At 38.7% G+C, this 26,426-nt stretch carries 20 protein-coding genes and 1 pseudogene; 16 read left to right on the top strand and 5 right to left on the bottom strand.

What is annotated here, in order from left to right; all coding sequences use genetic code 11:
* Positions 1-43: 43 nt before the first annotated feature.
* From EGI31_RS09705 to EGI31_RS09690, 4 genes are all read left to right on the top strand, one after another.
* Positions 44-931, top strand: a complete 888-nt coding sequence (locus EGI31_RS09705; RefSeq protein ID WP_255037034.1) for a cyclase family protein — start codon at positions 44-46, stop codon at positions 929-931.
* Between the two features lie 49 nt (positions 932-980).
* Positions 981-1,445, top strand: a complete 465-nt coding sequence (locus EGI31_RS09700) for a GNAT family N-acetyltransferase (protein WP_255037033.1) — start codon at positions 981-983, stop codon at positions 1,443-1,445.
* Between the two features lie 107 nt (positions 1,446-1,552).
* On the top strand, positions 1,553-2,659 hold the full coding sequence (locus EGI31_RS09695; RefSeq protein WP_255037032.1) for an MBL fold metallo-hydrolase: 1,107 nt from the start codon (positions 1,553-1,555) through the stop codon (positions 2,657-2,659).
* Complete coding sequence (locus EGI31_RS09690) at positions 2,659-3,222, top strand: TetR/AcrR family transcriptional regulator (protein ID WP_255037031.1); 564 nt, start codon at positions 2,659-2,661, stop codon at positions 3,220-3,222. The genes EGI31_RS09695 and EGI31_RS09690 overlap by 1 nt, the downstream gene beginning before the upstream one ends.
* 4 nt (positions 3,223-3,226) lie before the next feature.
* Here EGI31_RS09690 and EGI31_RS09685 read toward each other — a convergent pair whose 3' ends face one another.
* A complete protein-coding gene (locus tag EGI31_RS09685; RefSeq protein ID WP_255037030.1) occupies positions 3,227-3,607 on the bottom strand; it encodes a hypothetical protein in 381 nt (126 codons plus the stop codon).
* A 47-nt stretch (positions 3,608-3,654) separates the two neighbouring features.
* Between EGI31_RS09685 and EGI31_RS09680 the strand changes: the two genes are divergently transcribed.
* From EGI31_RS09680 to EGI31_RS09645, 9 genes are all read left to right on the top strand, one after another.
* Complete coding sequence (locus EGI31_RS09680) at positions 3,655-4,098, top strand: DUF3299 domain-containing protein (protein ID WP_255037029.1); 444 nt, start codon at positions 3,655-3,657, stop codon at positions 4,096-4,098.
* 39 nt (positions 4,099-4,137) lie between these two features.
* Positions 4,138-4,524, top strand: coding sequence for a MerC domain-containing protein (locus tag EGI31_RS25400; protein ID WP_374760680.1), 387 nt, complete (start codon positions 4,138-4,140; stop codon positions 4,522-4,524).
* The gene (locus EGI31_RS09675) at positions 4,517-5,728 is read left to right on the top strand and encodes a GTP-binding protein (protein ID WP_255037028.1); all 1,212 of its coding nucleotides are present in this window, start codon (positions 4,517-4,519) and stop codon (positions 5,726-5,728) included. The genes EGI31_RS25400 and EGI31_RS09675 overlap by 8 nt, the downstream gene beginning before the upstream one ends.
* 22 nt (positions 5,729-5,750) lie before the next feature.
* Positions 5,751-8,237, top strand: coding sequence for a TonB-dependent receptor (locus EGI31_RS09670; RefSeq protein WP_255037027.1), 2,487 nt, complete (start codon positions 5,751-5,753; stop codon positions 8,235-8,237).
* A 127-nt stretch (positions 8,238-8,364) separates the two neighbouring features.
* Positions 8,365-9,813, top strand: coding sequence for an ABC transporter permease (locus EGI31_RS09665; protein WP_255037026.1), 1,449 nt, complete (start codon positions 8,365-8,367; stop codon positions 9,811-9,813).
* Between the two features lies 1 nt (position 9,814).
* On the top strand, positions 9,815-11,170 hold the full coding sequence (locus EGI31_RS09660) for a DUF3526 domain-containing protein (protein ID WP_255037025.1): 1,356 nt from the start codon (positions 9,815-9,817) through the stop codon (positions 11,168-11,170).
* A gap of 104 nt (positions 11,171-11,274) precedes the next feature.
* Complete coding sequence (locus EGI31_RS09655) at positions 11,275-11,970, top strand: ABC transporter ATP-binding protein (RefSeq protein ID WP_255037064.1); 696 nt, start codon at positions 11,275-11,277, stop codon at positions 11,968-11,970.
* Positions 11,971-11,974: 4 nt separating this feature from the next.
* Positions 11,975-12,655 carry a M15 family metallopeptidase gene (locus tag EGI31_RS09650; RefSeq protein ID WP_255037024.1) on the top strand — a complete coding sequence of 227 codons (681 nt, stop codon included), beginning with the start codon at positions 11,975-11,977 and terminating at the stop codon, positions 12,653-12,655.
* Positions 12,656-12,937: 282 nt separating this feature from the next.
* A complete protein-coding gene (locus EGI31_RS09645) occupies positions 12,938-14,224 on the top strand; it encodes a hypothetical protein (RefSeq protein ID WP_255037023.1) in 1,287 nt (428 codons plus the stop codon).
* Between the two features lie 192 nt (positions 14,225-14,416).
* On the opposite strand, the gene EGI31_RS09640 is transcribed toward EGI31_RS09645, so the two are convergent.
* Positions 14,417-15,637 carry a neutral/alkaline non-lysosomal ceramidase N-terminal domain-containing protein gene (locus EGI31_RS09640; protein WP_255037022.1) on the bottom strand — a complete coding sequence of 407 codons (1,221 nt, stop codon included), beginning with the start codon at positions 15,635-15,637 and terminating at the stop codon, positions 14,417-14,419.
* A 1-nt stretch (position 15,638) separates the two neighbouring features.
* A complete protein-coding gene (locus EGI31_RS09635) occupies positions 15,639-18,545 on the bottom strand; it encodes a PVC-type heme-binding CxxCH protein (RefSeq protein WP_255037021.1) in 2,907 nt (968 codons plus the stop codon).
* Between the two features lie 401 nt (positions 18,546-18,946).
* Here EGI31_RS09635 and EGI31_RS09630 point away from each other — a divergent pair, with 401 nt between their 5' ends.
* From EGI31_RS09630 to EGI31_RS09620, 3 genes are all read left to right on the top strand, one after another.
* The gene (locus EGI31_RS09630) at positions 18,947-20,653 is read left to right on the top strand and encodes an alpha/beta hydrolase (protein ID WP_255037020.1); all 1,707 of its coding nucleotides are present in this window, start codon (positions 18,947-18,949) and stop codon (positions 20,651-20,653) included.
* A 99-nt stretch (positions 20,654-20,752) separates the two neighbouring features.
* Entirely contained in the window at positions 20,753-21,502 is a 750-nt protein-coding gene (locus EGI31_RS09625; RefSeq protein ID WP_255037019.1) for an outer membrane lipoprotein-sorting protein, read from the top strand.
* Positions 21,503-21,565: 63 nt separating this feature from the next.
* Positions 21,566-24,664: a WD40/YVTN/BNR-like repeat-containing protein gene (locus tag EGI31_RS09620; RefSeq protein ID WP_255037018.1), complete on the top strand. Its 3,099-nt coding sequence runs from the start codon at positions 21,566-21,568 to the stop codon at positions 24,662-24,664.
* A 481-nt stretch (positions 24,665-25,145) separates the two neighbouring features.
* Here the strand turns inward: EGI31_RS09620 and EGI31_RS09615 are convergent, their stop codons facing one another.
* Positions 25,146-25,868 (bottom strand): SDR family NAD(P)-dependent oxidoreductase, encoded by a 723-nt coding sequence (locus EGI31_RS09615; protein WP_255037017.1) that lies wholly within the window; start codon positions 25,866-25,868, stop codon positions 25,146-25,148.
* 38 nt (positions 25,869-25,906) lie between these two features.
* A pseudogene (locus EGI31_RS09610) lies at positions 25,907-26,426 on the bottom strand (SLC5 family protein); the annotation flags it as partial.

The raw sequence follows: 26,426 nt of genomic DNA, 5'->3' as shown, positions 1-26,426 counted from the left end.
AATTTAAAAACTAAAATCAGGCCAAAAAAAGTAACATCTATTTATGGACAAAAGAGTAAAATTTGATTTTGAGATATATTTCACCAATGGCGGAAGTCTCAAAGGTGAAGATTTCAGGTTAGACATCGCTGGTGAGGAAATTTCTGACAAAGAATTGGCCGACTACTTGGTTACTGATATGCGTCTTTTAATGGTTGGTAGGGTGGAAATATCGAACAAAGCCATTTTTACGGAAACTCATAAACGTAAACCTGTAGACTTAAAAACCCCAAACTCTTTACTGATTGATCTTAGCCACACCATTGAGCATGGCTTGGTTACCTACAAAGGCCTCCCCGCTCCTATTGTTTGCGATTATTTGAGCAGAGAGGATTCCAGGAAGTTTTATGAGGTAGGCACCGAATTCCAGATTGGTAAAATAGAAATGGTGACCAATACAGGCACCTATCTCGACTGCCCATTCCATAGATTTTCTGACGGAAAAGACCTTTCGGAGGTCGGTTTAGAGGCCTTTACAGACTTGGAAGGAATCAAGATTTCTGTTCCATTCACCCAAACTTTGGCCGTAACCAAGCAACATCTCGAAGGTTTTGAAATACGAAATCGGGCGGTATTGATACAAACCGACTGGTCAAACCACTGGAATACCGAAAAATATTACGAAAACCATCCATATTTAACTCAAGAAGCCGCTGAATACTTGAGAGATTGCCAAGTAAAGTTGGTAGGCATAGATTCACACAATATTGACAATACCCAGTTCAATAGCCGCCCTGTGCATACCACGCTTTTAGGTGCCGAAATCCTCATTGTTGAACACCTTTGCAACCTCTACCTCTTACCAACGGTTGGCTTTACCTTCAGTGCGATTCCTCCCAAGTTCAAGGGAGTGGGTACTTTTCCGGTTAGGGCGATGGCGAAAGTTAAATAGCAGAAATATGAACTAACTAATTTATTTTTAGATATTTGAATCAATAAATATGGAAAATAAACTTAATTTTAGACTGGCCTTAAATGATGACCTTCTGGATATTATAAAAATGCTTTCAGATGATACGCTGGGCTCTAAAAGAGAACAGTTTGATGAAAAGATTTCTGAAAAGTACAAAATGGCTTTTGAAAATATCATTAAAGACCCAAACCAAGAGCTTACCGTAGTAGAAATGAATGGTCAAAAAGTTGGCACTTTCCAACTAACGTTTATTCAATATTTAACTCATCAAGGTGGCTTGAGAGCACAAGTGGAGGCAGTTAGAACCCATTCAGATTTTAGAGGTCAAGGAATTGGTGGCCAAATGTTTGAATATATCAAAACGCATGCAATAGAAAAAGGTTGTAACATGGTACAGCTAACCACCGATAAGCAAAGACCTGAAGCTTTAAGATTTTATGAATCCTTGGGCTACGTTGCTAGTCATGAAGGAATGAAACTAAAATTAGTTTAGATAAAATCTCAAATCCTACACCTCATCCTTCCCAAATACCGCTCATAAAAATTAAAATTTTTCGTTTGCTTTCTATGCACTACCTTTACTGACTGATTAGTCAGTTTATGAAAAGAAGAACCGTAATTTTAATATTTATCATAGCAGCAGCAATGAGCATAAGTGCCTTTTTAAGGATGGCCGTTTTCGGAAGAATGCCTTCTGGAGCCAGATTGAAACGTATAAAAAAATCTCCAAATTATCGAGACGGAGCATTTCAAAATCAAAGTTTTACACCAGATTTGACAGAAGGTGCTACCTATTACACTGTAATGAAAGAATTTGCTTTGGGCGACAAAAAGAGACAACAACCCGAGGCCAGCCTCCCATCACACAAAACCGACCTGAAGACTTTAAGCCCGAATGAGAATGTCTTGGTGTGGTTTGGGCATTCATCTTATTTTATTCAAGTTGACGGCAAAAAAATACTTATCGACCCAGTGCTCAGTGGAAATGCCTCCCCACTCAGCTTTACCACCAAAGCCTTTACTGGCACCGATAGGTACTCAGTTGATGATTTTCCCGAAATAGACTACCTCTTCATTTCGCACGACCACTACGACCACCTAGACTACAAAACCATCGTAAAGCTAAAATCGAAAGTCAAAACAGTAATCACCGCTCTTGGAACAGGCGAACACCTCGAATATTGGGGCTACAACCCAAAAATCATCATCGAAAAAGACTGGTATGATAACGTAGATTTAGGAAATGGATTTAACGTCACCCTGACTCCGGGCAGACACTTTTCGGGTAGAATGTTTAAGAGAAACCAAGCTTTGTGGACATCATTTGTGCTGAAAACTCCAAGTCAGAATCTATTTCTCGGAGGCGACAGTGGTTACGACAAACACTTTGCCGAAATCGGGGAAAAATTTGGTCCTTTCGATTTGGCTATTCTTGAAAACGGCCAATATAACAAAAGTTGGAAGCACATTCATTTGATGCCACATGAGATTTTGCAAGCAGCTAAAGATTTAAATACCAAGCGTTTGTTTCCAGTGCATTCGTCAAAGTTTGCCTTAGCCAACCACGCTTGGGATGAACCATTGAACAAAATCGTTGAAAACAATAAAAAAGAAAATCTGAACCTCGTAACTCCCATGATTGGTGAAAAAGTGGACCTCAACAATTCAGAGCAAACCTTTACTGAATGGTGGAAAAGTGTAAAGTAATGGACAAAAAAGCAAAAGTATTAGACGCAGCTTTGAAGCTCTTTGTGGAATTTGGTTTTCACAACACTCCTACAAGCAAAATCGCTAAAGAAGCTGGTATTTCGAGCGGAACTTTGTTCTATTTTTTCCCTACCAAAGACGAGTTGGTAGTGGCTCTTTATTTAGATATTAAGAGCAAATTGGGCTGTGAAATAACAGAAAGCATTTCGCAGGAAACTTCATTTAAAGAAATTCTTAAGAAATACTACACCACAACCCTGGATTGGGCAAAAGAACATCGGGATGAATTTAAGTTCATGGAGCAATTTAATTCTTCTCCATACTTAAAAAAAATAGCAGAAGACGAAATCCAAAAATATGTAAAACCACTGAAAGAACTTTTACAAAACGCTATAGATGAGGGTGTTTTGAAAAATATGGATTTAGAAATACTGTTTACCCTTATAAGTGGTCATACGTTCAGCATCAATCAATACCTGATTATTTCGGAACCGCAAGAAAGCAAAAGAGAACAGATTATCTCCGAAACTTTTGATTTACTTTGGCAGATGATTTCAGCCTAGAAACCTACTTAAAATTTTCTATTTTGGTTTTTATCTTTAAAAGTTCCGATTTTACTTCTTTTTGAATGGCCAAAATCTGATCATCAGTATAGTTAATAGGTGCCGCATGACTGTGGTTATGGCCCTCATGATGGTGTTCGTGTTCAAAACCAGGCACTTCTACCATATTTTCTTCTAGTTCTTTTAATTCGTGATTAAGGTTTTGAAGGTCATTATTTTGGGTTTCATTTGTGCTAATTTTCAATAAACTATCCAATTTGTTTTCTAAAACTTCAAAGATGGCGGCATTTTCCAAGTGAATTTTGTTGGCCTTGGTCAATTCGACTTTCGGACTTGAGCATCCAAGTATCACAACAAAAAGATGGAATAGTCTGCTAATTTTCATAATAATATTTATTTTTGCAACGTTGTTGCAAAAATACTAATTCTTTTATGCTAAAAATAAAATTTGTTCTATTTCTGATAGTTATCTCAATTCAGGGATATTCTCAAGACATAAGTACCCAAAAAATTACTTGGGCTACACTGAGAGATGTAAAATTCACGAAGAAATTCAACAAGGAATATGAGCTAGACTTCCTCTACCCTACTTTCGGAGCTTCTTTACAAAAACTAGAAGGAAAATTTGTGGAAATAAAAGGATATGTAATTCCAGTCAGTCAAAACCTCTATGTGCTTTCTGCCAAACCCATGGCAGCTTGTTTCTTTTGTGGTGGTTCTGGGCCAGAATCCATCCTTCAGCTCAATTTCACTACCAAAAATCGATTCAAAACAGACCAAATCATCACCGTTAAAGGCAAGTTCAGACTCAATTCTGACAATGTCGATGACCTGAACTACATCTTGGACGATGCTAGCCTAATTCAATTCAATTAAATTAAAAATTTATGCAACATTGTTGCATTTGAATCATTTATGTTTTTATATTTGCAACATTGTTGCATTTATAAACATATGAATTTTAAATCAGATTGGTTAGGAATCGCAAGTGCATCACTTTGTGTGGTGCATTGCCTATTTACACCTTTTCTCATCTTTATAGCCTCTAACTTTTCTTGGTGGCATGAGGTTTCCTATTTGTTTCTAATCATCAGTTTTTTTGCCGCTTATGAAGCTTCCAAAAACTCAGAGAGTAAGGTTGCACTAGGCATAATCTGGTCAAGCTTCTTCTTACTCACTGTTTGTATTTTGTTCGAAGATGAATTTCACATTCTCCACGAAATAAGTTACTTAGCCAGCTTAGGCTTAATAATAGGTCATATTTATAACCTGCGTCATTGTAAAAAATGCCATCATGAATAAAAAACTCCCCGTAACCTTGCTCTCGGGTTTTCTCGGAGCTGGAAAAACCACTTTGCTCAACCATGTTCTTCACAACAAAGAAGGCCTTAAAGTGGCTGTGATAGTTAATGATATGAGCGAAGTAAATATAGATGCTGCCCTAGTCGAAAAAGAAAATACGCTTTCCAGAACCGAGGAAAAATTGGTAGAAATGAGCAATGGTTGTATCTGCTGTACGCTTCGTGAAGATCTGATGATAGAGGTAGAAAAACTGGCCAAAGAAAATCGGTTCGATTACCTACTTATCGAATCCACAGGCATTTCAGAACCTGTACCCGTGGCCCAAACTTTCAGTTTTGTGGACGACGAAAATGGTATTGACCTTTCAAAATATGCCCAAATTGACTGCATGGTGACCGTAGTAGATGCCTATAATTTTGGGAAAGACTTTGGTTCGGCCGATAATATTTGGCAACGAAACCTCAACGATGATCCGAATGATATCCGTACTATCGTAAATCTTTTAACTGACCAAATTGAATTTGCTGATATCATTATTTTAAATAAAACTGATCTCGTAAGCCCATATCAGTTGGGTGAACTTAAGGCCATAATTAAGTCACTTAATCCAATTGCTAAAATTATAGAATCTAGCTTCGGGAAAGTGCCAACCTCTCAAATTTTGAACACGGGACTTTTTGATTATGGAAAAGCGGAAAGTTCTGCCGGTTGGATTCAGGAGCTTGAAAACCGAAACAAAGGCATAACGCATACCCCCGAAACGGAGGAATATGGTATAAGTAGTTTTGTTTTCCGAGATAAACGACCTTTCCATCCTGAAAGATTTTGGAATTACATTGGAGATGAATGGCATGCAGGTATCATACGCTCAAAAGGATTATTCTGGATGTCATCACGTCCTGACGATGCCCTAAACTGGAGTCAGGCTGGAGGTTCTTTACGAGCCGAAAGTGCTGGAGTTTGGTGGGCGAGCATGACTTTTAGAGAAAGATCACAATACGCTTCATTTCTTAATAATCAACAGCAAATTGAAAGCCGTTGGGACAAACGTTTTGGCGATAGACAAAATGAGTTGGTCATCATTGGTCAAGACCTCAACGAAGAGATAATCTGTTCAGAGCTCGAAAACTGCCTTTGTACCGAGGAAGAAATATTAAGTATGGAATCCGGTGGCAAGTTTAAAGACCCTTTCCCCAAAATTTAAATAATTAACCAAAACAAATATTATGTATTTCAAAAAACTACTCTCTCTCTTACTGCTAATTTCAACGGTTTCATTTGCCCAAAATACCTTAAATGGCAGCATAAAAGAAAATGGGAAAATACCTATTATCGGAGCGACTGTCAAACTTAGCTCAACCTTAGAAACCAAAAGTGTTTTGAGCGATAAAAACGGAAATTTTGAGTTTACAAACCTTTCAGACAAAAATTACAAGCTGAGTATCAGTTCAATTGGTTATGAAGCATTTTCGCAGGAAGTTAAGGCCAATCAAACGCTTGAAATTAGTCTGAAACCCTCAGAAACCTTGCTCCAGGACGTAGAAGTACTGGGTAGAGCCAGAAAAGATTACAACTCTGACTATAGTTTTTCGGCTACCAAAATTGCCATCAAAAACAAAGAGTTGCCACAGGCACTCAGCACTGTTACCAAAGAATTGATTGCGGACCGTGGAGCGTTTCAATTGGCGGATGCCGTAAAAATAGCTTCGGGGGTTTCGCCTTCGAGTTTTTATAATCAATTCAATATCAGAGGAATCAGTCAAAACGAGGAAGGACAAATTATCAACGGAATGCGTACCCGCCAGTTTTACTTTTTACAACCGCTTACTACCAATGTGGAGCGTGTTGAGGTGCTGAAAGGCCCAGCTTCGGTTACTTTTAGCAGCGTTGACCCAGGTGGAAGTATCAACATGGTAACAAAAAAACCTTTGGCCGAAACTCGTAGAGAGGTGAGTCTGAGTGCTGGAAGTTTCAGCACAGTTCGTGGGGCTTTGGATTTTACAGGCCCATTGAATGAATCAAAAACCTTGCTTTATCGCATCAACGGTGCTTACCAAGAGGCACAATCTTACCGTGATTTGGTGAAGAATAATTCGGTTTTGATTTCTCCATCTATCACCTATTTACCGAGCGATAAAACTGCCATTAATACTGAGTTGATTTACTCAAATATGGTCGGCAACCTCGACCGTGGTCAGCCGATTTTCGGGGCGGTAGCAGGCAAAACAAACTTGAACAGTACGCCAATCAGCTTGAATTTAGGTGCGGCCAACGACTTTTTCAAGTCGAAAGAATTGATTCTTACGGCAAATCTTTCGCATAAATTCAGCGAGAAAATCAGTTTTAATGCCTCGTACATGAAACAAACTTGGTCTGAAGATTTGCAGGAACACCGCACAACTAACGCCTTTGCGAGAGACATCACAGGTGCCGAAGTTACTAGTTTGGTAGGAATGCAAATGGTGCAACGCAAGCAATTGTGGAATACTGATAACCTAAACGCTTACTTCAATTTCAATTTTAAAGCGGGCAAAACTTCGCATAAACTTTTGGTAGGCTATGACTTACAAAGCTGGAATAAACTCAAAGGTGGCGGACAGAACGCTGCCCGTGGATTTTTGTTGAAAGATGGCTCGGTAGCTGGAAGTTTTGCGATAGCCAATGCGGCTAATTATCAGACTGTTACCATTGGTGGAAAAACACTACCAAGACCTAACACAAATTATTTTGACTTGAGTAATCCAGTTTATACGGTTAGAAATATTAATGATTATACACTCAACAGTCGAATTGCAGTGCCATCGGCATTGACTACCACTGACGCTATTTATATTCAAGAGCAACTAAAAATTGGAAAATTCTCTGCTTTGTTGAGTTTAAGAAACGAATGGTTTGAAGATATAACAAACTATAACGCACCCAACGAGGCATCATTCAAAAACACAGCATTGATTCCAAGAATTGGCTTGACTTACGAAGTGACTAAAAATATAAATGTTTATGGTACTTACTTGGAAGGCTATCAACCACAATCAAACACTGTAACATTATTGCCAAGTACCGGAGCCTATTTTTGGACCCCAACTTCGGCGGCTACATTCAAACCATTAATCAGCGACTTGAAAGAATTGGGTGTAAAAACTGAGCTTTTCGAAAAGCGATTTACTTTAAATGCTGCTGTGTATGAAATCAACCAAAAAAATATCTTGATGAGTGCCAATGACCCAACCAAGCCTGACTTATTGGTACAACGTGGAGCTGACCGTAGTCGTGGTTTCGAGACCGATTTGGCGGGTTTTATCCTGCCAAACTGGCAAATCAATGCTTCATACAGCTTTATTGATGCTAAAATCATTGCTGACGCTAATGAGGCCTTAGTGGGCCAACGCAAAGAGAATGTGGCCAAACATAGCGGTAATGTCTGGACTCGCTACAATTTCGGAGCAAATTCTAAACTAAAAGATTTGGGAATTGGAGCAGGAATGAACGCCCAAGGCAGTAGAATTCCGTGGTTCAGTAGAGCGTTTGAAGTACCAGCCTTTACTACTTTTGATGCGGCTATTTATTACACGCCAAGCAAAAGCAACGTACAAGTAGCTCTCAACATGAACAATATTTTTGATAAAACGTATTGGATTGGAGCTCAAAATTATACCCGTTTGTTTCCAGGAGCACCAAGGAATTTTATGCTAACGGCGACTTATAAATTTTAAATCATATTGTTAAATGGCACGCAGATGACACGGATGCAAGCAACGCAGATTTAAACGGATACTTTAATCCGAATTTATCAGCGGTAGAATATCAGCGTCATCAGCGTTCCATAAATCCAGGAAAGAAATGCGAAACAAAATACTAAAACTCATTTCAAAACAGGTTTGGACCAGTAAAATCAAGAATTCCAGTACGCTTTGGCTTATTGGGATTTTTAATGGTTTATTGTTTTTTGCTTTGTTTTCTGGGTACAAATACCTTGTAAATCAACAAGAAACCGTAGAACATTACAGCCTCGAAGTGCGTGAACGCTGGGAAAATCGCCCTGATAAACATCCACACCGCATGGCACATTATGGCTATGTGGCATTCAGAAATCGTTTTCCTCTGAGTTTCTTCGATTTTGGCATGGATAGCTACGTAGGAAATGCCGTTTTTTTAGAAGCCCACAAACAAAATACCGTCAACTTTTCGGAAGCCAGTTTGTCGAATGGATTGCTGCGTTTTGGTGAAATTTCGGCAGGAATGATTTTACAACTATTGTTACCTCTACTCATTTTCTTTTGGGGCTTTGATATGGTGGCACGTGAAAGAGAACACGGCACGCTACGAATTTTGCTCACGCAGGGTGTGAGTTGGCAAGAACTCATTTTGGGTAAATCGCTTGGTTTGTTTGCCTTGGCTTTGAGTATTTTTGTGCCATCGGTCATTGTTGGCTTTATTTTGTTGATTTTCAATGAATTTGCCTCCGAAAATCCGCAAAGTTATATCCGTTTTTTCTTTCTTATTATCAGTTACTTAGCTTACTTTTTTATACTTTCTGTACTGGCTATTTTGGTATCGGCAAAGGCAAAATCTTCGAAGTCGGCTCTAACTTCGCTGATTGGATTTTGGTTATTTTTTACCTTGATGTTGCCCAAAGTTTCGCAGGTAGTAGGTCAAAATCTTTTTCCATCACCTTCAAAGATTGAATTTGACACTAACGTAGAACAAGAACTCATCAGGCAGGGCGACAGTCACAACCCCAATGACCCACATTTCAAGGCATTAAAAGACTCATTGCTTATTGCATATAATGTAGATTCTACGCATAAATTACCTTTCAATTACAGCGGTTATGTGATGCGTGAGGGTGAAAAACTCAGTGCCGAAACCTACAAAAAACATCAGGCACATTTGGTTGAAACCTACCAAAAACAGCAAAATGTGGTACGTTTTACGGCATTTCTGAATCCTTACATGGCTATCAAGAACCTTTCGATGGCACTTTCAGGAACTGATCACTCGGCTTACAACGATTTTCAGAATCAAGCCGAAGATTTCAGATACCATTTGGCTCAAACCATGAATGAATTACAGATAAAATACATCGGCAATAAAGTAAAAACTTCGGCCGATAAAAAAGCTATCATCAGCAAAAAACACTGGTCTGATTTACCCGATTTCCATCATCAGTTTTTGAGTTTAATTCAGGTATTTAAAAACGAAGTCATTTCAATTATTTCACTGATTGTATGGACTTTAGGACTGTTTTTCTTAGTTAATTATTCGATTAAAAACCTCAAAGCATTTTGACATGGAAGCACTATTATTAAAAAACTTTCTTCGTTCAAAAGGCTTGATGACAGGTCTTTTGATACTGTTTGTGGCGGGCTTGATTAGCCTCAATATCGGCAAACATTTTTTAGATAAAAACAAGGAAATCATTGAAAAAACCGCTCATTATCAGCAAGAAAGCATTGCCAAAAATGTTGAATTTCACCCAAAAGAAATTGGTTTATTGCTTTATTATGTGCGTTTTGGTTTGGTAAATGAAATGCCCAATTTAGCAGGTTTGGCCATTGGCCAGCGAGATATTAATCCTTCGTTAAAAAGCGTAACGATTCGTAATTTGGAAGAACAAAAATACGCCACCGATTTGATGAATCCCATGTATCAGATGCTCGGAAACATGGATTTTAGTTTCGTGTTGATTTACTTTTTTCCGCTCATCATTATTGCATTTTGTTTCAATCTGATTTCGGAAGAAAAAGAAGAAGGCACTTGGAGTTTGGTATTGAGCCAATCGGGAAATCCGATAAAAATGCTACGAATAAAGATTTTAATTCGGTTCGTGAGTGTGTTTTTAATTTTAGTGTTGCTGCTCATGATTGCCAAATTCTACTTAGCGATTCCGTTTGATGCTGTATTTCTGGCATTTATTCTTACTTCTATTTTGTACATCATTTTTTGGTTTACTTTGGCTTGGTTAGTAGCCAGTTTTCATAAAAATTCGAGCCAAAATGCCTTGATTTTATTGCTTTCATGGGTAACGCTCACCATCGTGGTTCCTGCTGGAGTCAATGCTCTTACGGTCAATCTTTATCCTGTTCCCGAAGCATTCAGCACCGTGCTGGAAAGTCGAGATGGCTATCACAACAAGTGGGATGTGCCCAAAGAACCTACCGTGGCGAAATTTCATCAACATTACCCACAGTTTAGTCAATTTAAACACCCCGAAGGCAAGGATTACAGTTGGCTATGGTACTACGCCATGCAACAAATGGGCGACGATGAGGCAGCAAAAGATGCTTTGGCATTCAAAGAAAAACTAAAAAAACGCAATGCCTTCAGCAGTACGGCGGGCATGTTTTTTCCCAGTATTCATGCTCAGTTAAGCCTTAATGCTTTGAGTCTTTCGGATATGGATAATTACCTGAATTTTATCGAAAAACTGGAAAGTTTCCATGAGCAAAAACGACTCTATTTTTATCCAAAAATCTTCACCGAAACGGCAGTTTCTGATGAAAACTGGAAGAAATTTGGTTTAGAATTTTATCAAGAAAAACCGAGTCTCAATTGGCTAAAAATGCTTTTGCCATTATTGATAATCAGTATTTTGTGTGTGTTTTGGGCGAAATTGAAATTTGGTAAAAACATGATGGCACGCTGATGAAACGGATTCTGCGAAACGCTGATTTTCACAGATTTAAAGCAAAAACAATCGTCAATCAAAAATCGAATCCCGATAGCTATCGGGACTTAAATCTAAAAGATATGTTACAAGCAACGAATTTAACCAAAACTTATGGAGAGCAAAAGGCTCTTAATAGTCTGAATTTGACCATCAATGAGGGCGAAATATTTGCCTTGTTGGGTCAAAATGGTGCGGGTAAAACCACCACTATTAACTGCTTTTTGGGATTTATCCAGCCTTCGGGTGGCTCGGCAAGCATCAATGGCGTTTCGGTAGCAGAAAATCCCCTTGAAACCAAGAAATACCTCGCCTATATTCCCGAAACGGTGATGTTGTACCCAAATCTCTCGGGTATCGAAAACTTGGAGTTTTTCTCATCTTTAGCAGGTTTTTCTTACGAAAAAGATGAATTAAGCTCGTTTTTGAGCAAAGCAGGTTTGCAAAACACCGCTCACAATCAGCGAGTTGGCGGCTATTCAAAAGGTATGCGTCAAAAAGTAGGCATTGCCATTGCCATCGCTAAAAAAGCCAAAGCTCTTTTGCTTGATGAACCCACTTCGGGACTTGACCCAAAAGCTTCCAACGAATTTTCGGAGATTTTGCGTGAATTAGCTCAAAACGGAACGGCTGTGCTGATGGCTACCCACGATATTTTCAGGGCAAAAGAAGTAGCCAACCGCATCGGAATTATGAAAGAGGGAAACTTAGTTTCGGTAATTGATGCCAAAGAGATTTCGGCCAATGAATTGGAAAAATTGTACTTACAAACCGTGTGATTCCATGAGAAATCTTATATTCTTAATTTTACTATTACCTGTATTTTCCTTCTCTCAAAGCACCATTAAATACAATCTTTACATCATTTCAGACCCCAAAATCCTGAAAGAAACCATCAAAAAAGACCCTAATAAAGCATTGGTGCCAATCAAAGATTATGTGCCCAATATTGCTTTAGATATCAAATATGCCACCACCCAAAATGTATTCTACACCCAATTGTACAAAAAACCTGTGGCTTTAGTGAGATTACCCGTGGCAAAGGCATTGGCAGCGGTGCAGAAAGATTTAAATGCTCAAGGATATGGTTTGAAAATTTATGATGCCTACCGTCCCTATTCGGTTACTTGTCAGATGTTTGAGATGCTGCCCGATACACTTTATATGGGTTTGCCATGGACAGGCAGTAAACACAATCGAGGCATAGCTTTAGATTTGACATTGATTGACCTCAAAACCAAAAAAGAGCTCAAAATGCCCACTCCATTTGACGCTTTGGTGTATGCGGCTCATCCTGAGTTTATGAAATTGTCCGAAGAGGTCATCAAAAATCGGGAATTACTAAAAACTGTAATGAAAAAACACGGCTTCAAGGTTGACCCAATGGAATGGTGGCATTTTAATTTTGTGAGTGATACGGTTTTTGAGCTGCTTGATATTCCGTTTGAGAAAATGGGTTTTTAGAAGTCCAATCTGAATGTTTATCATTTTTAAAATCAAACATACATAAGTAGGTTTTGAATATTCAAATTAAAGTTTAACAATCCTATTTTTTGATTTTTAACAATATGCTTTTAGAAAAAAGTTTGAAGTCCTAAGGCTCAATTACTTAGTTTTTTTTTAACCTTAAATAATTCTAATTTGATTATGATTTTTCGTCTAAAAAATTCATTTATATTTGATAGGATGATTGTTTAATATATTTTTCTTCAATCAAAATACTATTTATTTAACCTTAAATCAAAAATGAAGAAAGTCTGTTTTATTTTGGCTATTGTGTTGTTCTCCAATCTATTTGCAGTTGCTCAATCCTTCAAACCTAAATTCAAACTTTTACCTGCCGAAAAAGTGAAGTTTAACTCTTTTGTTGATTGCAATATGGCAGAGGCTTGGGTAGGAGATACTTTTCGGATTTTTCCTGGCAAATATGGCGAAGACCCAGTGTGGGGACTTGGTGTGGACAATCGCTATGCCGATGGAAAAAATGCAGATGAGGTGTTTAAAAGTCCTTCTGAAAACTTCTTTGAACCCATTATGCCCGAAAACGCCCCGGTTGGCAAACCTGGCTTGCATGGTGCAGTTTGGTTTGAAACGGTTTACCAAGATGCAAAAGATAAATCAGGCAAGACTCTTTATGGCATTTATCACAATGAAAATTACCCACAAACTCTGCCTTACAATCCAAAAACTGGCGAAGGGTATAAAAACAACAAATGGCCACAGGGATTAAGAGGGCCAAAAAGTGCCGCAGCAGTCTGTAGAATTGGCATCATGAAATCAACAGATGGGGGTAAAAGTTGGAAAAACAAAGGAATTTTTATTGAAGACCTAGATCCCAGAATGATTTTAAAGCCATTTAATACCTCCAATACTTTTGCAGGCGGAGTGGGTGATCCTTCGGCAGTGGCAAGTGGAGAATACCTCTATTTATTTTATGGAGAATATGGGTATCCGGGTACTTATAGCGAAAAAACGTATGACCCAAAAATCGAGTGGTCGGGACAGTGCATAAGTGTGGCTCGGATTGCCTTGAAAGACCTCGAAAATCCTGTTGGAAAGGCCAAAAGATGGGATGGAAAGGCTTTTACTGTGCCCTATAATGGTATAGGTAAACCCATAAGTTCTTTACAAATTCCTGTTGAAGAGGGCGGTGGGCCGTCCTCTTCTCCTACAGGTGGCTTTCATTGGGGCCCATCAGTAAGTTGGAATACCTATTTGGACTGCTGGGTAATGATGATGGGGAAGGTTGAAGGAAAATCATGGGTAGGGGATAAAATTTATATTTCATTTAACAAAAACAAAGACCTCTCAATAGGCTCTAACAGCCAAGAATGGACAAAGCCCGAATTGTTTTTTGAAAAGCCTGGCTACACACTCTGGTATCCATCATTGCAGCCCTTAAACACGGAAGAAGACATCAAAAACAAATATACCTGTTTGATTTTAGGCAAAAAGGCACGTTTTTTTGTAAAAAGAATCAAACCAGGCGACGACGAATACGCCTCAGAACATTATGTGGAGTTTGAGCGGTAGGGTTTCAGGCTTTTAAACTAAAAAACTTGAATTTGGAGAAATATAAATTCCTATAATTCTCCAAATTTAATAAAAAATGTTGAATTTGGAGAATTATAAAATAAATAATAATTACTAAAAACTGATTAAGAGCAATTTAAAGCCAGTGCAATCACAATGAACTTGTCCATTTCAAAAACTTGTAAATAGAACTTAATCTTGCACCAACACCTTAACTGTCTCAAGTACTATTGGCCCAGTTTGTTTACCTACCGACATGCGGGTGAGGTATTCGGCATGGGGTAGGCTAGGGTTTTCAAAATATGCTGGTTTTAAGATATATCCCAAAGCGTCGTTTCCAAGACCCAAAATAAACTTAGGGCCATTTTTCATCATTTTTTTTGATTCTAAAGAATAAAAAGGAGCCGTTTCGCCGGGATGTGTAACAAACTGAGCTTCGCCGATTTTAAAAAATGAAATCTCTGTTTCAACGGTTTCTGCAAAATTCCTTTTGATGGTACCTAAAGCCGCCAATTGTTGCCAAGCCTCGTTTTCTACTGGGATTTTTATTTTTTTGCTTCTAAAAACCAACACTGATTTTTTTAGTGGAATTGCTGTTTTTAAAACCATATTCACCTTTTCAGCCAATTCTTTGCCTCTTTTGTAGGCATTTTCAAACGTTTTTGGCTCGTTTTCAGGTTGCACCCAGCCACCTATGGCTCCTTGCAAAAAAAGTACCTCGCCGCCCGTGGTCTTTTTTAGCTCTTCATAATATCCATGAATAAAGTCGGCAGAAACCTCTGATGCCACGGCATCCATAAAAGTAGGGTGACAGGCAAAGTTGGATAAGGTGGCAATAGCCTTGTTCTTAGAATTTCGGAATTGGATGATATTTAAACTTCTATCCAATTCTTCATTACAAATATTTTGCACCCAAGGCTCACCAAAAGTAGTTTCGGCGGTGTAGGCTTTGGCACTTATTTGATTTTCAAATGCTTTTTTGATTTGATTAGCCGTGGTATTTATCAAAAATTGCATGTACTCATCGTCCACACCACTGGCTGAATAGTCTTCGCCCCAAATACCCACGACATCAGGCCCAGCATGCGTGTGCGTAGAACTTATCACAATTCTATCGGCAGGCATTTTGCATATTTCAGATGTCTTTTTCCTTATTTTCAAAACATCTGTATACAGCAAACCTATGCAATCTATAGTTACTATGGCCACATTTGAGTTGTTGTGGCTGATCACAACTGCTTTGGCGTACAGGTTGTCATGAATCCCTGTGAATTTCCTATCTTGTTTATCGCCAGCTATATAAGCCCCTATCTGGGGATTTATGATGGCTGAAGAAGCCCCAACCTTCAAATTCTGAGCTATTATTTGCTGGAAAAACAATTGAACCAAAAAAACTAAAAAAATCTTTTTCATATTATTTCTTTCCTCCTTTTTGTAAAAACTCCAATAAATCTGCCATTTCTTGATTAGAAAGGGCATTTTCAAAACCCTCCATCATCAAAGAAGTACCCATAGAGCGAAACTTCTTGATGTCACTTTTATTGATCAATACTTTTTCGCCACCAATTTTATGAATAGTAACAGACTTGTCGGTTTCGTTGGCCACAATTCCCATATGAATGGCACCGCTTTTGGTTTCGAGGCTGTGATTCACATATTTGGGGTCAACGGCAGCATTTGGGTCCAGTATGTCGTGTAGCATGGTAGCTTTACTTTTTCGGCTGATTTCTGTCAAAACGGGGCCAACTTCTTTGCCAATACTACCGTATTTATGGCAGGTAGCACAGGTATTGCTAAATACTTTTTCACCATTTAAATTATTTCCTTTCAGCGTCAAGGCTGGTTTCATTTTGTCCATTGCTGCCTGACGATTACTCACACCAGAGTCAGAAAAAAGCCTTTTGGCTCTGGATTTGGTGTTTTCATTATCGGTCCACCAAAGCAAGGTACGTCTTCTTTCAAGGTCAAAATTCATTTCACCGATATTGATAATGCCTTTTTCAAGGCCAGTGAGCAAGGCATCGTGGTTAGATTCAATATACAACAACAAGTCACTGGCATAGCGGCGGGTCTGTGGACTAAGGGCTTTCCACATGGCCACCACTTTATGCCCAATTTCTTTTTCTCTGTAATTTGAAAGCTGTCGCAAAGCGTTTTCTTGAAGTTTCAGCGGTTGATTGTTTTTGAGACATTCAAATAAAATTGTTGATTTTTGAGCATAAGGCAGAAAGTCAAGCAAGGAAAGGTATTGAACTCGAACCGAATCTGGAAGCGAAGCGTCTAACACATTTTTGGAGGCCGATTTGCTGTACTTTAAGAATTGTGATGACGGCTGTAGTTTAAGTTTTTGCCTTAATGAAGCCAACGAAGTCAGAAAATTCAGTCCTGCCTTATGTTCTAGTTGGCTTATCTGATTTTCAATACTTTTTCCATTTACCTTTTCGGTCTGCTTAGCCAATTGGCTTACCACCAAAGTCTTTTCTTTATCTGAAATTGGGCTTGTTGAAAGATGATTTAAAATGGAAAGAACATCATCTGTTTCACCAGAAATATTCAAAGCCAATGAAGCCAAAAGTGAGGCGTTAACGTTTTTTTCTTGAGAAATTCGAGCAAAAAGTTCCACAGTTTTTGTTTGAGCTGCCAAGGTAATGGCTGCTATATTCCATTCGTCATTGGGCAATTTTGCGGTTTTTGCCAATGATTCCAGAATCAAATCCTGATTTTTCTTATAAAAAGGGTGATTCTCAGGCAACATACTTAAACTCAAGGCAGCCTGCATTCTCACTCGTGCATCTGGGTCATTGAGTAAGCCAATTATTTTGTCCAAAATCGATTCACTTTCGGGTAAATAATTTTCGGCAATCTTCAAAACATTTTCTCGGTTTGCTGCATTTTTATCTTTTAGTGCCGCGGCCACTTCGTTTGGTGTTAGCTTGCCTGAATAACTCAAAATCCAAATGGCATGAAGACGAGCCAATTCATTATCAGACTCAAGAAGTTTTTTCAGACCCAAAAAAGTTTCATTGCTCAATACGTTTTCCATCAAAAGCCGTTGAGCTGTATTTCGTACCCATTGATTGGGGTTTTTAAGTGATTGAACCAAGCCTTCGCTTGAGCTAAATTGTTTAAAATCAAAGCTTTCATTTTCTAATGAAATTTTATAGATTCTACCTTGGTTTTTACCAGCATTGAGGTCTAATGTTTTTTCGATTTCATCAGGAATCCATTCGGGATGCTCAATTACTTTACGGTGAATATCTATCACATACATAGAGCCATCTGGCCCGACACTCATATTTACTGGCCGAAAAGCCCGGTCAGAACTCGCCAAAAAATCTTTGTTTTCAAAAATCCTCGATGCTGTAAAAGATGCACCATTGGGTTTTATTTTATCGACATGAATCAGGTTCAATACCACATCGGCTACCCAAACGGTATTTTTATATTTATCGCCAAAGGCACCACCTCCGTAATAAGTTACGCCACAAGAACCCGAAAAATAGCCCGACTGCTCAGGATGATTCACCCTATCTTCTTGCTCACCGATTGGGAAAATCCTAGCCAAACCATTTTCCTCATGATCAGATATGTTTTGTAAGGTATTTTCTGGTAAAATTTGCCTTCCTTTCAAATATCTATCAGGAAAAACCAAATGTGAAATATGGGTCAAATTATGTGTTTCAAAAAAACGTCCGTATTCATCCATGGCCAAACCAAAGCCCCCAGACGATTCGCCAAGGCGTTCCATTTGGCGGGTTTCGAGGTTGAATCTTAAATCTTGGCCACGTAAATCCATGGCAGTGGTGGTATCGCCCCACCAGTATGGTTTTCCGTCATTACCACCATTGGCGGCGTATATCCAATTGTCAATACCATAAGTCAATCCGTTATAATTATGTTGAAGATTTTCTTTGGCAAATCCACCCATGAGCGTATCAATCTTTTCTACTATATAATCGCCATTATCGTCATGTAATTGCAACAAATAGGGAGGTGCTGCTACTAAAACGCCTTTTTTGTAAGGCATAAATGAGTCTGCCAAACCCAGATTGTCCATAAAGACAATTGTGCTATCATATACGCCATCCTTGTTTTTATCTTTCAATATCAATATACGGCTTTGTTTATCTTCCATTGGGTAGCCGGGCATTTCGAGTACCATGGCGTCACCTTTTTCATTGAATTCTAAGTCAACGGGGTCCTTGATGAGGGGTTCGGAAGCTACCAATTCTAATTTGAAGCCGTCTTGAATCTCAAAGCCATCGGGTGTTTTTTGGTTTTTATTGCAGGAAAATAGGCCTAAAATGATAAATGCTATCAAAAAGTAGATGTTTTTTAACATAACCAACCAATAAAGAAATGAATTTTGTTAATTAAGTATAAATATACTATCAAGAAATTATATTTTATCAAGACAATTCATATTAAATATTTAGTTGAATTCAGCTCACCAAGTTTTGGGATTTTTAAAAACAAACTTGTAAAATTTAATTGAGGATACGTTGATAATGATTAAATATCAATCCTAATTTCTATTTACTGTATACAAAAATAGGCGACTGAAAAACCATTTTGGCTTTACTTATGATAAATTTTTGAATACTATTTCAGAAGATTGAGGATCAAATAGAATCACATAAACAAAAAAGAAAAAAACAACTGTTGTGGCTGGTTAAATGCATATGTTTTCTTATATTTAAATCTTCAAAAACAAGGCATAACATGAAAAATCTTTTCCTTTTCTTACTTTTATTTATAAGCAGTACCATCTTCGCTCAAACCACCTTTCAAGTTTCATTTCCTAACGAAAAAGGCCTATTGGATGGTCGATTACTGCTTCTTTTATCCAAAAATAATAAAGCCGAGCCACGCTTTCAGGTTTTAGACGGACACGACACCCAATTGGTTTTTGGTTTAACATTAGATAATTGGCCGAGTACCAAACCTCAAATAATGACCACGGGCAATACTTTCGGTTATCCTATTGAAGCCTTAAAAAATATTCCCGCCGGCGACTATTATGTGCAGGTTTTATTACACAAATATGAAACTTTCAATCGTAAAGATGGTAAAACTGTAAAATTACCCATGGACCGTGGAGAGGGCCAACAGTGGAATCTTGCTCCCGGAAATATTTATTCTAAACCTCTTAAAGTATCTATAAATCCCAAAAGTACTCAAATATTTAAAGTAAGTTTAGATCAAACCATACCACCAATAGAAGAACCCAAGGATACCAAGTATATCAAACACATCAAAATTCAAAGCAAACTTTTGACCGAATTTTGGGGCAGACCCATGTACTTAGGTGCTCATATACTTTTACCTGAGGGTTTTGAAGAGAAAAAAGACGTAAAATATCCCTTGGCTATTTATCATGGTCATTTTCCTAGCGATTTTGATGGTTTCAGAACCACGCCTCCAGATGAGAATTTAGCCAATGATTACAATTCGAGATTTAATATTTATGGCTACGAAAAAATAGTCCAACAAGAAGCCTATGATTTTTACAAAATGTGGACTGGGCCAAATTTTCCAAGGGTTTTGGCCATTGAAATACAGCATCCTTGTCCATATTATGATGATTCTTACGCTGTAAATTCCGAAAACATTGGGCCTTATGGCGATGCCATAACCTATGAATTGATACCTTATATCGAAAAGCAGTTCAGAGGAATTGGAGAGGGTTGGGCAAGATTTACCTATGGAGGTTCTACCGGTGGCTGGGAGGCTTTGGCTGTGCAAGTAAAATATCCCGATGAGTACAACGGCTGCTATGCTGCTTGTCCCGACCCTATAGATTTTAGGGCCTTTACAACCGTTGATATTTACAAAGACAAAAATGCCTATTACTATGAAAGCGAGTTCAAACCAACCTTAAGGCCTGGTCACCGCAATTATCTTGGTCAAATTTCAGCTACGCTCAAAGATATGAACATGAGAGAGTTGGCACTTGGAACCAAATCACGTGGAGGACAGCAATGGGACATTTGGGAGGCCGTGTACTCCCCCAATGGAGCAGACGGATATCCTGAGCCCATTTGGGACAAAAAAAGTGGTGTTATAAACAAAAAAGTAGCTGAATATTGGAAGGAAAACTACGATTTAACCTATATTTTGAAACGAGATTGGCCAAAATATGGCGACAAATGGCGTGGAAAAATCAGAATTTACTGTGGCGATATGGATAATTTCTATTTAAACAATGCCGTGTACCTGGCCGAGGAAGAACTCAAAAACCTAAATAGCCCTGCCTACGAGGGTGAGGTAGATTATGGCGACCGAGCAGAACATTGCTGGAATGGAGATCACACCCAGCCCAATTATATCAGTCGGTTACGTTATCACAGAATGTTTATTCCCAAATGGGTAGAAGATATGAAAAAAACAACGCCCCTTGGTAAGGATTTGAGTAGTTGGCGGTACTAAATCTTATACCCCAAATGAGAAAAAAACCATTTGTACCAATTTTAAGTTTGTTAATTCGAAATAACAATATTTTTACATCCTAAAATAATCTTTGAATAAATGAAAAAAACAATTAAACTTCTACTAGCGTCAGTACTGACTTTCGCAGCAACATTCGCACAGGCACAAACTGCCGAAGAAATAGTAAACAAATACATCGAGGTAACAGGAGGAGCAGCTAAATGGGCTGAGTTAAAGTCCGTTAAAATGACTGCAAAAGGCAAACAAGGAGGTATGGAATTCCCGATAACCAGTTTGCAGAAAGCTCCAAACTTGATGAAGCAAAGTGTTTCTTTTCAAGGAAAGGAGATTACGATGTCAGCATTTGACGGAAAAGAAACTTGGAAAACGAACTTCATGACCATGAAAGCTGAAAAAGGCGAGGCTGAAGATAGCGAAAATGCCGCCAAGTCAATGGATTTCCCAGATCCATTTTTAGACTACAAGGCCAAAGGCTACAGCATTGCTCTGGAAGGAGAAGAAAAAGTGGAAGGAACGGATTGTTACAAAATAAAACTGACCAAAAAGCCAATCAAAGTAGATGGTAAAGAAGAGGAAGACTTTAGCTTCTATTTCTTCGACAAGGAAAATGGAGTTGTCATCATGAACCGTAGCGTTATGAAGAAAGGCCCAGGCAAAGACCAGGCGATAGAAACACTAATGAGTGATTACCAAGAAGTTAACGGCCTATTTTTCCCATTCACCGTTAGTCAAAAAATGAATGGTCAGGTAGTATTTAGTATGGCCATGGAAAAACTAGAAATGAACGTTGCAATTGACAACAAAGAATTTGCATTTCCAATTGATTAATAATCTCTAAAACCTTATGCCTCATTTGAAAACTTGAATGAGGCATTTTTTTTACAAAAAAGTATGAAAAAATTTACACTTTTAAGTTCAATCTTGAGCTTGAGCATGGGAGTTTTTGCTCAAGAGGCATTGCCAATTAAAGGCGATGAGATTTTTGGCTCCATGCGGGCTAGGCACATCGGCCCTGCCTTGATGAGTGGACGTATCACTGACATCGAAGGCCATCCGACTAACAACAAAGTGCTTTTTGCTGGTGCAGCTGGTGGCGGTGTTTGGAAAACAGGTGACGGCGGAGTTACCTTCAATCCGATTTTCGATAAACACAATCAATCTATAGGGGCCATTACCGTTGATCCAAAAAATCCAGACCAAGTGATTTGGGTAGGAACTGGCGAAATCTGGACCCGAAACTCAGTTACCATTGGCGATGGTATCTACAAATCAACCGACGGCGGCCAAAACTGGACCAATATGGGTTTGGCGAATTCTGAGAGAATAAGCTCGATTAAAGTTAATCCAAACAATACCAAGGAAGTTTTTGTGGGTGTCTTGGGTGCTCTTTGGAGCGATAGCCAAGACCGTGGTGTGTACAAAACAACGGACGGGGGCAAAACTTGGGAAAAAATATTTTATGTAAACGCCTCCACCGGATGTTCTGATTTGGTAATGGACCCCAAAAATCCAAACATCATGTATGCTTCTTTTTGGGAATTCCGCAGAACGGCGTATTCGTTCAATTCAGGTGGTGAGAATAGTGCTCTCTACAAAACCACCGATGGTGGTAAAACCTGGAACAAGATTCATAATGGTTTCCCTACGGGTAAATTGGGTAGAATCGCCATTGCTGCGGCACCATCCAATCCCAATATTCTTTACTCTGTTATAGAATCGGAAAAAGATGCGGACAAGGGTCTTTACAGATCTGAAGACGCAGGAGCGAGTTGGAAACGCACCAACGGGGATTTTGAGTTGGTAGTACGTCCATTCTATTTTTCAAGAATTGTAGTCGACCCAAAAAATCCAGATATCGTGTTTAAGGCAGGCTATAATGGTTCGGTGAGTAAAGACGGTGGTAAAACCTTCAAGGCTATTGGCGGTGGAATTCACGCTGACATTCACGATTTTTGGTTCGACATTCATGATTCAAATCGTATTTATTTGTGCGATGATGGTGGTTTTTACCGTTCTTATGATGGTGGATCTATTTGGGACATGGCCAAAGGAATACCAGTTTCTCAATTTTACCAAGTTGCGATAGACAATCAAACACCGTTTAAAGTTTACGGCGGTTTGCAAGATAACGGCTCGTGGGTTGGACCATCTTCTAAGCCAGGTGGTATAGAAAACCGCGATTGGATTTCTGTTGGAGCGGGTGATGGTTTCAGAACATTTCCACATCCAAAAGACCCAAATATCGTTTACTCTGAAATGCAGGGTGCTGAGAATATTTGGAGAATAAATCTTGAAAAAAACTCAGTAAAAACCATAAAGCCATTTCCTGAGTCCAATGACCCGAAATTTAGATTCAACTGGAATACGCCAATTACAACTAGTCCGCACAATGCTGATAGATTGTATGTTGGAAGCCAGTTTTTACATAAATCAGACGATCGTGGTGAAACATGGGTAAAAATCTCTCCAGACCTGACAACAAACGACCCTGCCAAGCAGCAACAAGAAAATTCAGGTGGCTTGAGCATGGATAATTCGGGTGCTGAAAATCACTGTACCATATTTGCGATTAATGAATCTCCTTTAGACCAAAACATCATTTGGGTAGGTACAGACGACGGTAATGTTCAATTAACTCAAGACGGAGGAAAAACATGGACCAATGTAACGGCCAATATCCCGAATCTTCCAAAAAACACATGGGCATATTTTATAGAACCAAGTAGTTTTGATAAAAATACGGCTTATGCGGTATTCACTGGTTACACCAGTGGAGATTTTAAACCTTACGTGTACAAAACTACAGACGCTGGTAAAACTTGGAAATCTATCGTTTCACCTGATTTGAAATCATTCGTAAGAAACATCAAAGAAGACTACAAAAACCCTAATTTGTTGTTTTTAGGCACAGAGGGCGGACTTTATGTTACTATCGATGGTGGACAAAACTGGTCGCAGTTTAAGAACAATATGCCTCCAGTTGCAGTACACTGGATTGCCCTTCATCCGACCGAAGATGCTTTAGTGATGGCTACACATGGTAGAGGAGTAATTATCATCGACGATATTTCGCCTCTAAGACAGCTGACAAAAGAAATTATAGCCAAAGATCTGCATTTCTTCACTACAAAACCTACCAAAATGGCCGAATCAGGTGCATTTGGAGGCTATGCTCGTATGGGAGAATTCGTAGGTGAAAACCCAAACTCAATGGCACAAGTGGTGTATTATTTGAAGAGCCGTCACACTTTTGGCAAAATGTCTTTGGAAATATTCGACCAAAACGACAAGAAAATTGCCGATTTAGCACCTGGTAAATCGAAAGGCATCAATTATGTGGATTGGACTTACAGTCTCAAACCACCAAAGGTTGCAAAAGGAAAAACAATAATTCAGGCTGGATTCCAAGGCCCAACTGTTCTTCCCGGACCTTACAAAGTAAAAATAACCAAGGGAGCAAAAACTTACGAAAGCACCTTGAACCTAATCGCCAATCCGAAGTCGATACATACGGCAGATGATCGTAAAGTGCAGTTCGAAACCGCAATGAAGCTTTTCAATATGAGTGAGGAATTGGGTTATTTGGTTGACCAAATAGACAATTACAAAATAAAAATCGACTCCATTTCACCGAAATTGACCTCGACTAAATTGAAAAAACAATTCCCAGTGGCCGACATTGCAAGCAAAATGCAAACACTGAAAGAAACTTTGGTGGTATTGAAGGGAGACAACTACGTAGGTGCTGCCGAGCCGCAATTGAGAGAAAAAATCTCAGGTTTGTATGGTGAGGTTTTGAGTTATACGGGCCGCCCAACCAACGCACAATTGGCCAGCATGAAGGTATTGGACGAGAAACTTTCGGCAGCCAAAACACAGATGGAAGGTTTTAAAGCAAGTTTAGACAAATTGGCACCAGCCATGGTAAAAGCCAAAATGCCTGAATTGAAAGTGAGGAGCTTTGAGGAATTCAAAGCAGCTGAAAATTAAGAATATTTTGTTTTTTTGATAGAATTCACCCCGACTGAGAAATTGGTTGGGGTGTTTTTTTACATCATCTTCAATAATCGCAATTCAAACTTCTCCCTTCTTTAGCCTAAATTTTCACGCACTTGGCATATAAAAATATTGATATGGATGACCTCAGAGAGGTCAAAATTTATTAACGAAATAAACGAAAAATCCATAATAGACCTCAGAGAGGTCGAACTTCTATATTCCAAAATACCAAATTCTTCGACCTCGCTGAGGTCGAAAATGCGTTATTTCGATGACCTCTAAGCTAATATAGTATGACCACTCTGTGGTCAGCTTTGAGATTTAGATCATCCAAAAAATGAAAATCTGTTTAACCAAAAATAGTAAAAGTTATAGACAGAAGTTTCGTCTAATACAAAGCGGCTGAATAATAAGAATCTTTTGTTTTTTTGATAAAATTCACCCCGACTGAGTAATTGGTTGGGGTGTTTTTTTACATCATCTTCACCAAAATCCACTCTGGCAAATTACGCATGAGGAAACCTATTATTCTAAATCTCTTAGTGACATACACCACAGGTTTATCCGCTAAGACGGCGTCAAAAATCTGGTTTGCCACCTTGTCGGCTTTGGCGACCCAAAACATCCCTCTTTGACCGTCAGTCATTTCAGTTTCAACATAACCTGGCCGTACATCTATTACTTTTACGCCATGATTTCTCTTTTTAGAACGAATCCTTAGTCCTTCCATATAAGTGGAAGCAAATGCCTTGGTGGCATGGTATTCGGGCGAAGTTGGCCCTCCTCTTTCACCTGCAACTGAAGAAATACCTACAATTTTTCCGCTTCCCTTAGATTTAAAATAATAATAGGCCCATTGAGCCAAACCCATAAATCCACGGGCGTTGATATCAATGGTTTTGAGTTCGTCTTCAAAACTCGCCTTTGGAATACCAATGCCCGCATTGATGATGAGGATATCCAATCCGCCCATTTTTTCCACCAAATCAGCCAAAATGTTCCGAGTACTCTCCACTTTTTCCACATCCATTTCTGCAATGTAGAATTTGGCCCTTGGTAATTCCTCTACAATTTTTTGGAGCAAATTTGTTCTTCTTGCCGTTATTCCGACCTCAAACCCCTCTTGGGCATATTTTATAGCAAGAGCCTTGCCTATTCCCGAACTTGCACCTATGATAATTACTTTTTGTGACATTAGTTTGAAATATTATCCTTTTACAATTTGCAGTAATATTATGCAAAATAAAACATAATCCAAATCATGGAAGAAGTAAGCAAGCCTGCATAAAATATATCTGATTTAAATAAAGTCATTTCATCTTTTGCCCGTTTGTGAAACCAAACAAACAAAAGCAAACAAACAATTGCGGCTGGAGTGGCTGCTGTTTGAGGTGAAATCAGGCCCAATAATGCTACTACTATAAATGGAATTTGAGTAAGTAAAAACCAAAACAAGGTACTTCCAATGCCAGATAAGGATATGCCTAAATCGAATTCTGCAATCTTGGCCTTTCCATTTGCATTTAGATATTTACTCCATATCACCAGCAAAATTGAGCCTATTAAAAAAATTGAAAATACACGATACAAAAAGTTGAAGGTTTCGCCGAAGGTTTGTCTGATAAATGGGTATTGAATCAGTATGTTTTCAAATATCCAATCACATCCTAAACCAATAAAGGGAGAACCCGCCAAAACCATTACGGCAGCTATAGGATTGGTTTGTTTCCAAAGTACTCCCCAGAAAAACACC

Source organism: Lacihabitans soyangensis (assembly GCF_024343775.1).
Taxonomy (GTDB): Bacteria; Bacteroidota; Bacteroidia; order Cytophagales; family Spirosomataceae; genus Leadbetterella; species Leadbetterella soyangensis.
This window is presented reverse-complemented; position numbering and strand designations above follow the sequence as displayed.

What these genes read in the sequence shown, in the direction of transcription:
- EGI31_RS09660 (WP_255037025.1), top strand. Translation starts at nt 9,815, where the DNA reads ATGGAAGCACTATTATTAAAAAACTTTCTTCGTTCAAAAGGCTTGATG.
- EGI31_RS09695 (WP_255037032.1), top strand. Translation starts at nt 1,553, where the DNA reads ATGAAAAGAAGAACCGTAATTTTAATATTTATCATAGCAGCAGCAATG.
- EGI31_RS09645 (WP_255037023.1), top strand. Translation starts at nt 12,938, where the DNA reads ATGAAGAAAGTCTGTTTTATTTTGGCTATTGTGTTGTTCTCCAATCTA.
- EGI31_RS09630 (WP_255037020.1), top strand. Translation starts at nt 18,947, where the DNA reads ATGAAAAATCTTTTCCTTTTCTTACTTTTATTTATAAGCAGTACCATC.
- EGI31_RS09675 (WP_255037028.1), top strand. Translation starts at nt 4,517, where the DNA reads ATGAATAAAAAACTCCCCGTAACCTTGCTCTCGGGTTTTCTCGGAGCT.
- EGI31_RS09680 (WP_255037029.1), top strand. Translation starts at nt 3,655, where the DNA reads ATGCTAAAAATAAAATTTGTTCTATTTCTGATAGTTATCTCAATTCAG.
- EGI31_RS25400 (WP_374760680.1), top strand. Translation starts at nt 4,138, where the DNA reads ATGTTTTTATATTTGCAACATTGTTGCATTTATAAACATATGAATTTT.
- EGI31_RS09700 (WP_255037033.1), top strand. Translation starts at nt 981, where the DNA reads ATGGAAAATAAACTTAATTTTAGACTGGCCTTAAATGATGACCTTCTG.
- EGI31_RS09685 (WP_255037030.1), bottom strand. Translation starts at nt 3,607, where the DNA reads ATGAAAATTAGCAGACTATTCCATCTTTTTGTTGTGATACTTGGATGC.
- EGI31_RS09690 (WP_255037031.1), top strand. Translation starts at nt 2,659, where the DNA reads ATGGACAAAAAAGCAAAAGTATTAGACGCAGCTTTGAAGCTCTTTGTG.
- EGI31_RS09615 (WP_255037017.1), bottom strand. Translation starts at nt 25,868, where the DNA reads ATGTCACAAAAAGTAATTATCATAGGTGCAAGTTCGGGAATAGGCAAG.
- EGI31_RS09705 (WP_255037034.1), top strand. Translation starts at nt 44, where the DNA reads ATGGACAAAAGAGTAAAATTTGATTTTGAGATATATTTCACCAATGGC.
- EGI31_RS09640 (WP_255037022.1), bottom strand. Translation starts at nt 15,637, where the DNA reads ATGAAAAAGATTTTTTTAGTTTTTTTGGTTCAATTGTTTTTCCAGCAA.
- EGI31_RS09665 (WP_255037026.1), top strand. Translation starts at nt 8,365, where the DNA reads ATGCGAAACAAAATACTAAAACTCATTTCAAAACAGGTTTGGACCAGT.
- EGI31_RS09655 (WP_255037064.1), top strand. Translation starts at nt 11,275, where the DNA reads ATGTTACAAGCAACGAATTTAACCAAAACTTATGGAGAGCAAAAGGCT.
- EGI31_RS09625 (WP_255037019.1), top strand. Translation starts at nt 20,753, where the DNA reads ATGAAAAAAACAATTAAACTTCTACTAGCGTCAGTACTGACTTTCGCA.
- EGI31_RS09620 (WP_255037018.1), top strand. Translation starts at nt 21,566, where the DNA reads ATGAAAAAATTTACACTTTTAAGTTCAATCTTGAGCTTGAGCATGGGA.
- EGI31_RS09670 (WP_255037027.1), top strand. Translation starts at nt 5,751, where the DNA reads ATGTATTTCAAAAAACTACTCTCTCTCTTACTGCTAATTTCAACGGTT.
- EGI31_RS09650 (WP_255037024.1), top strand. Translation starts at nt 11,975, where the DNA reads ATGAGAAATCTTATATTCTTAATTTTACTATTACCTGTATTTTCCTTC.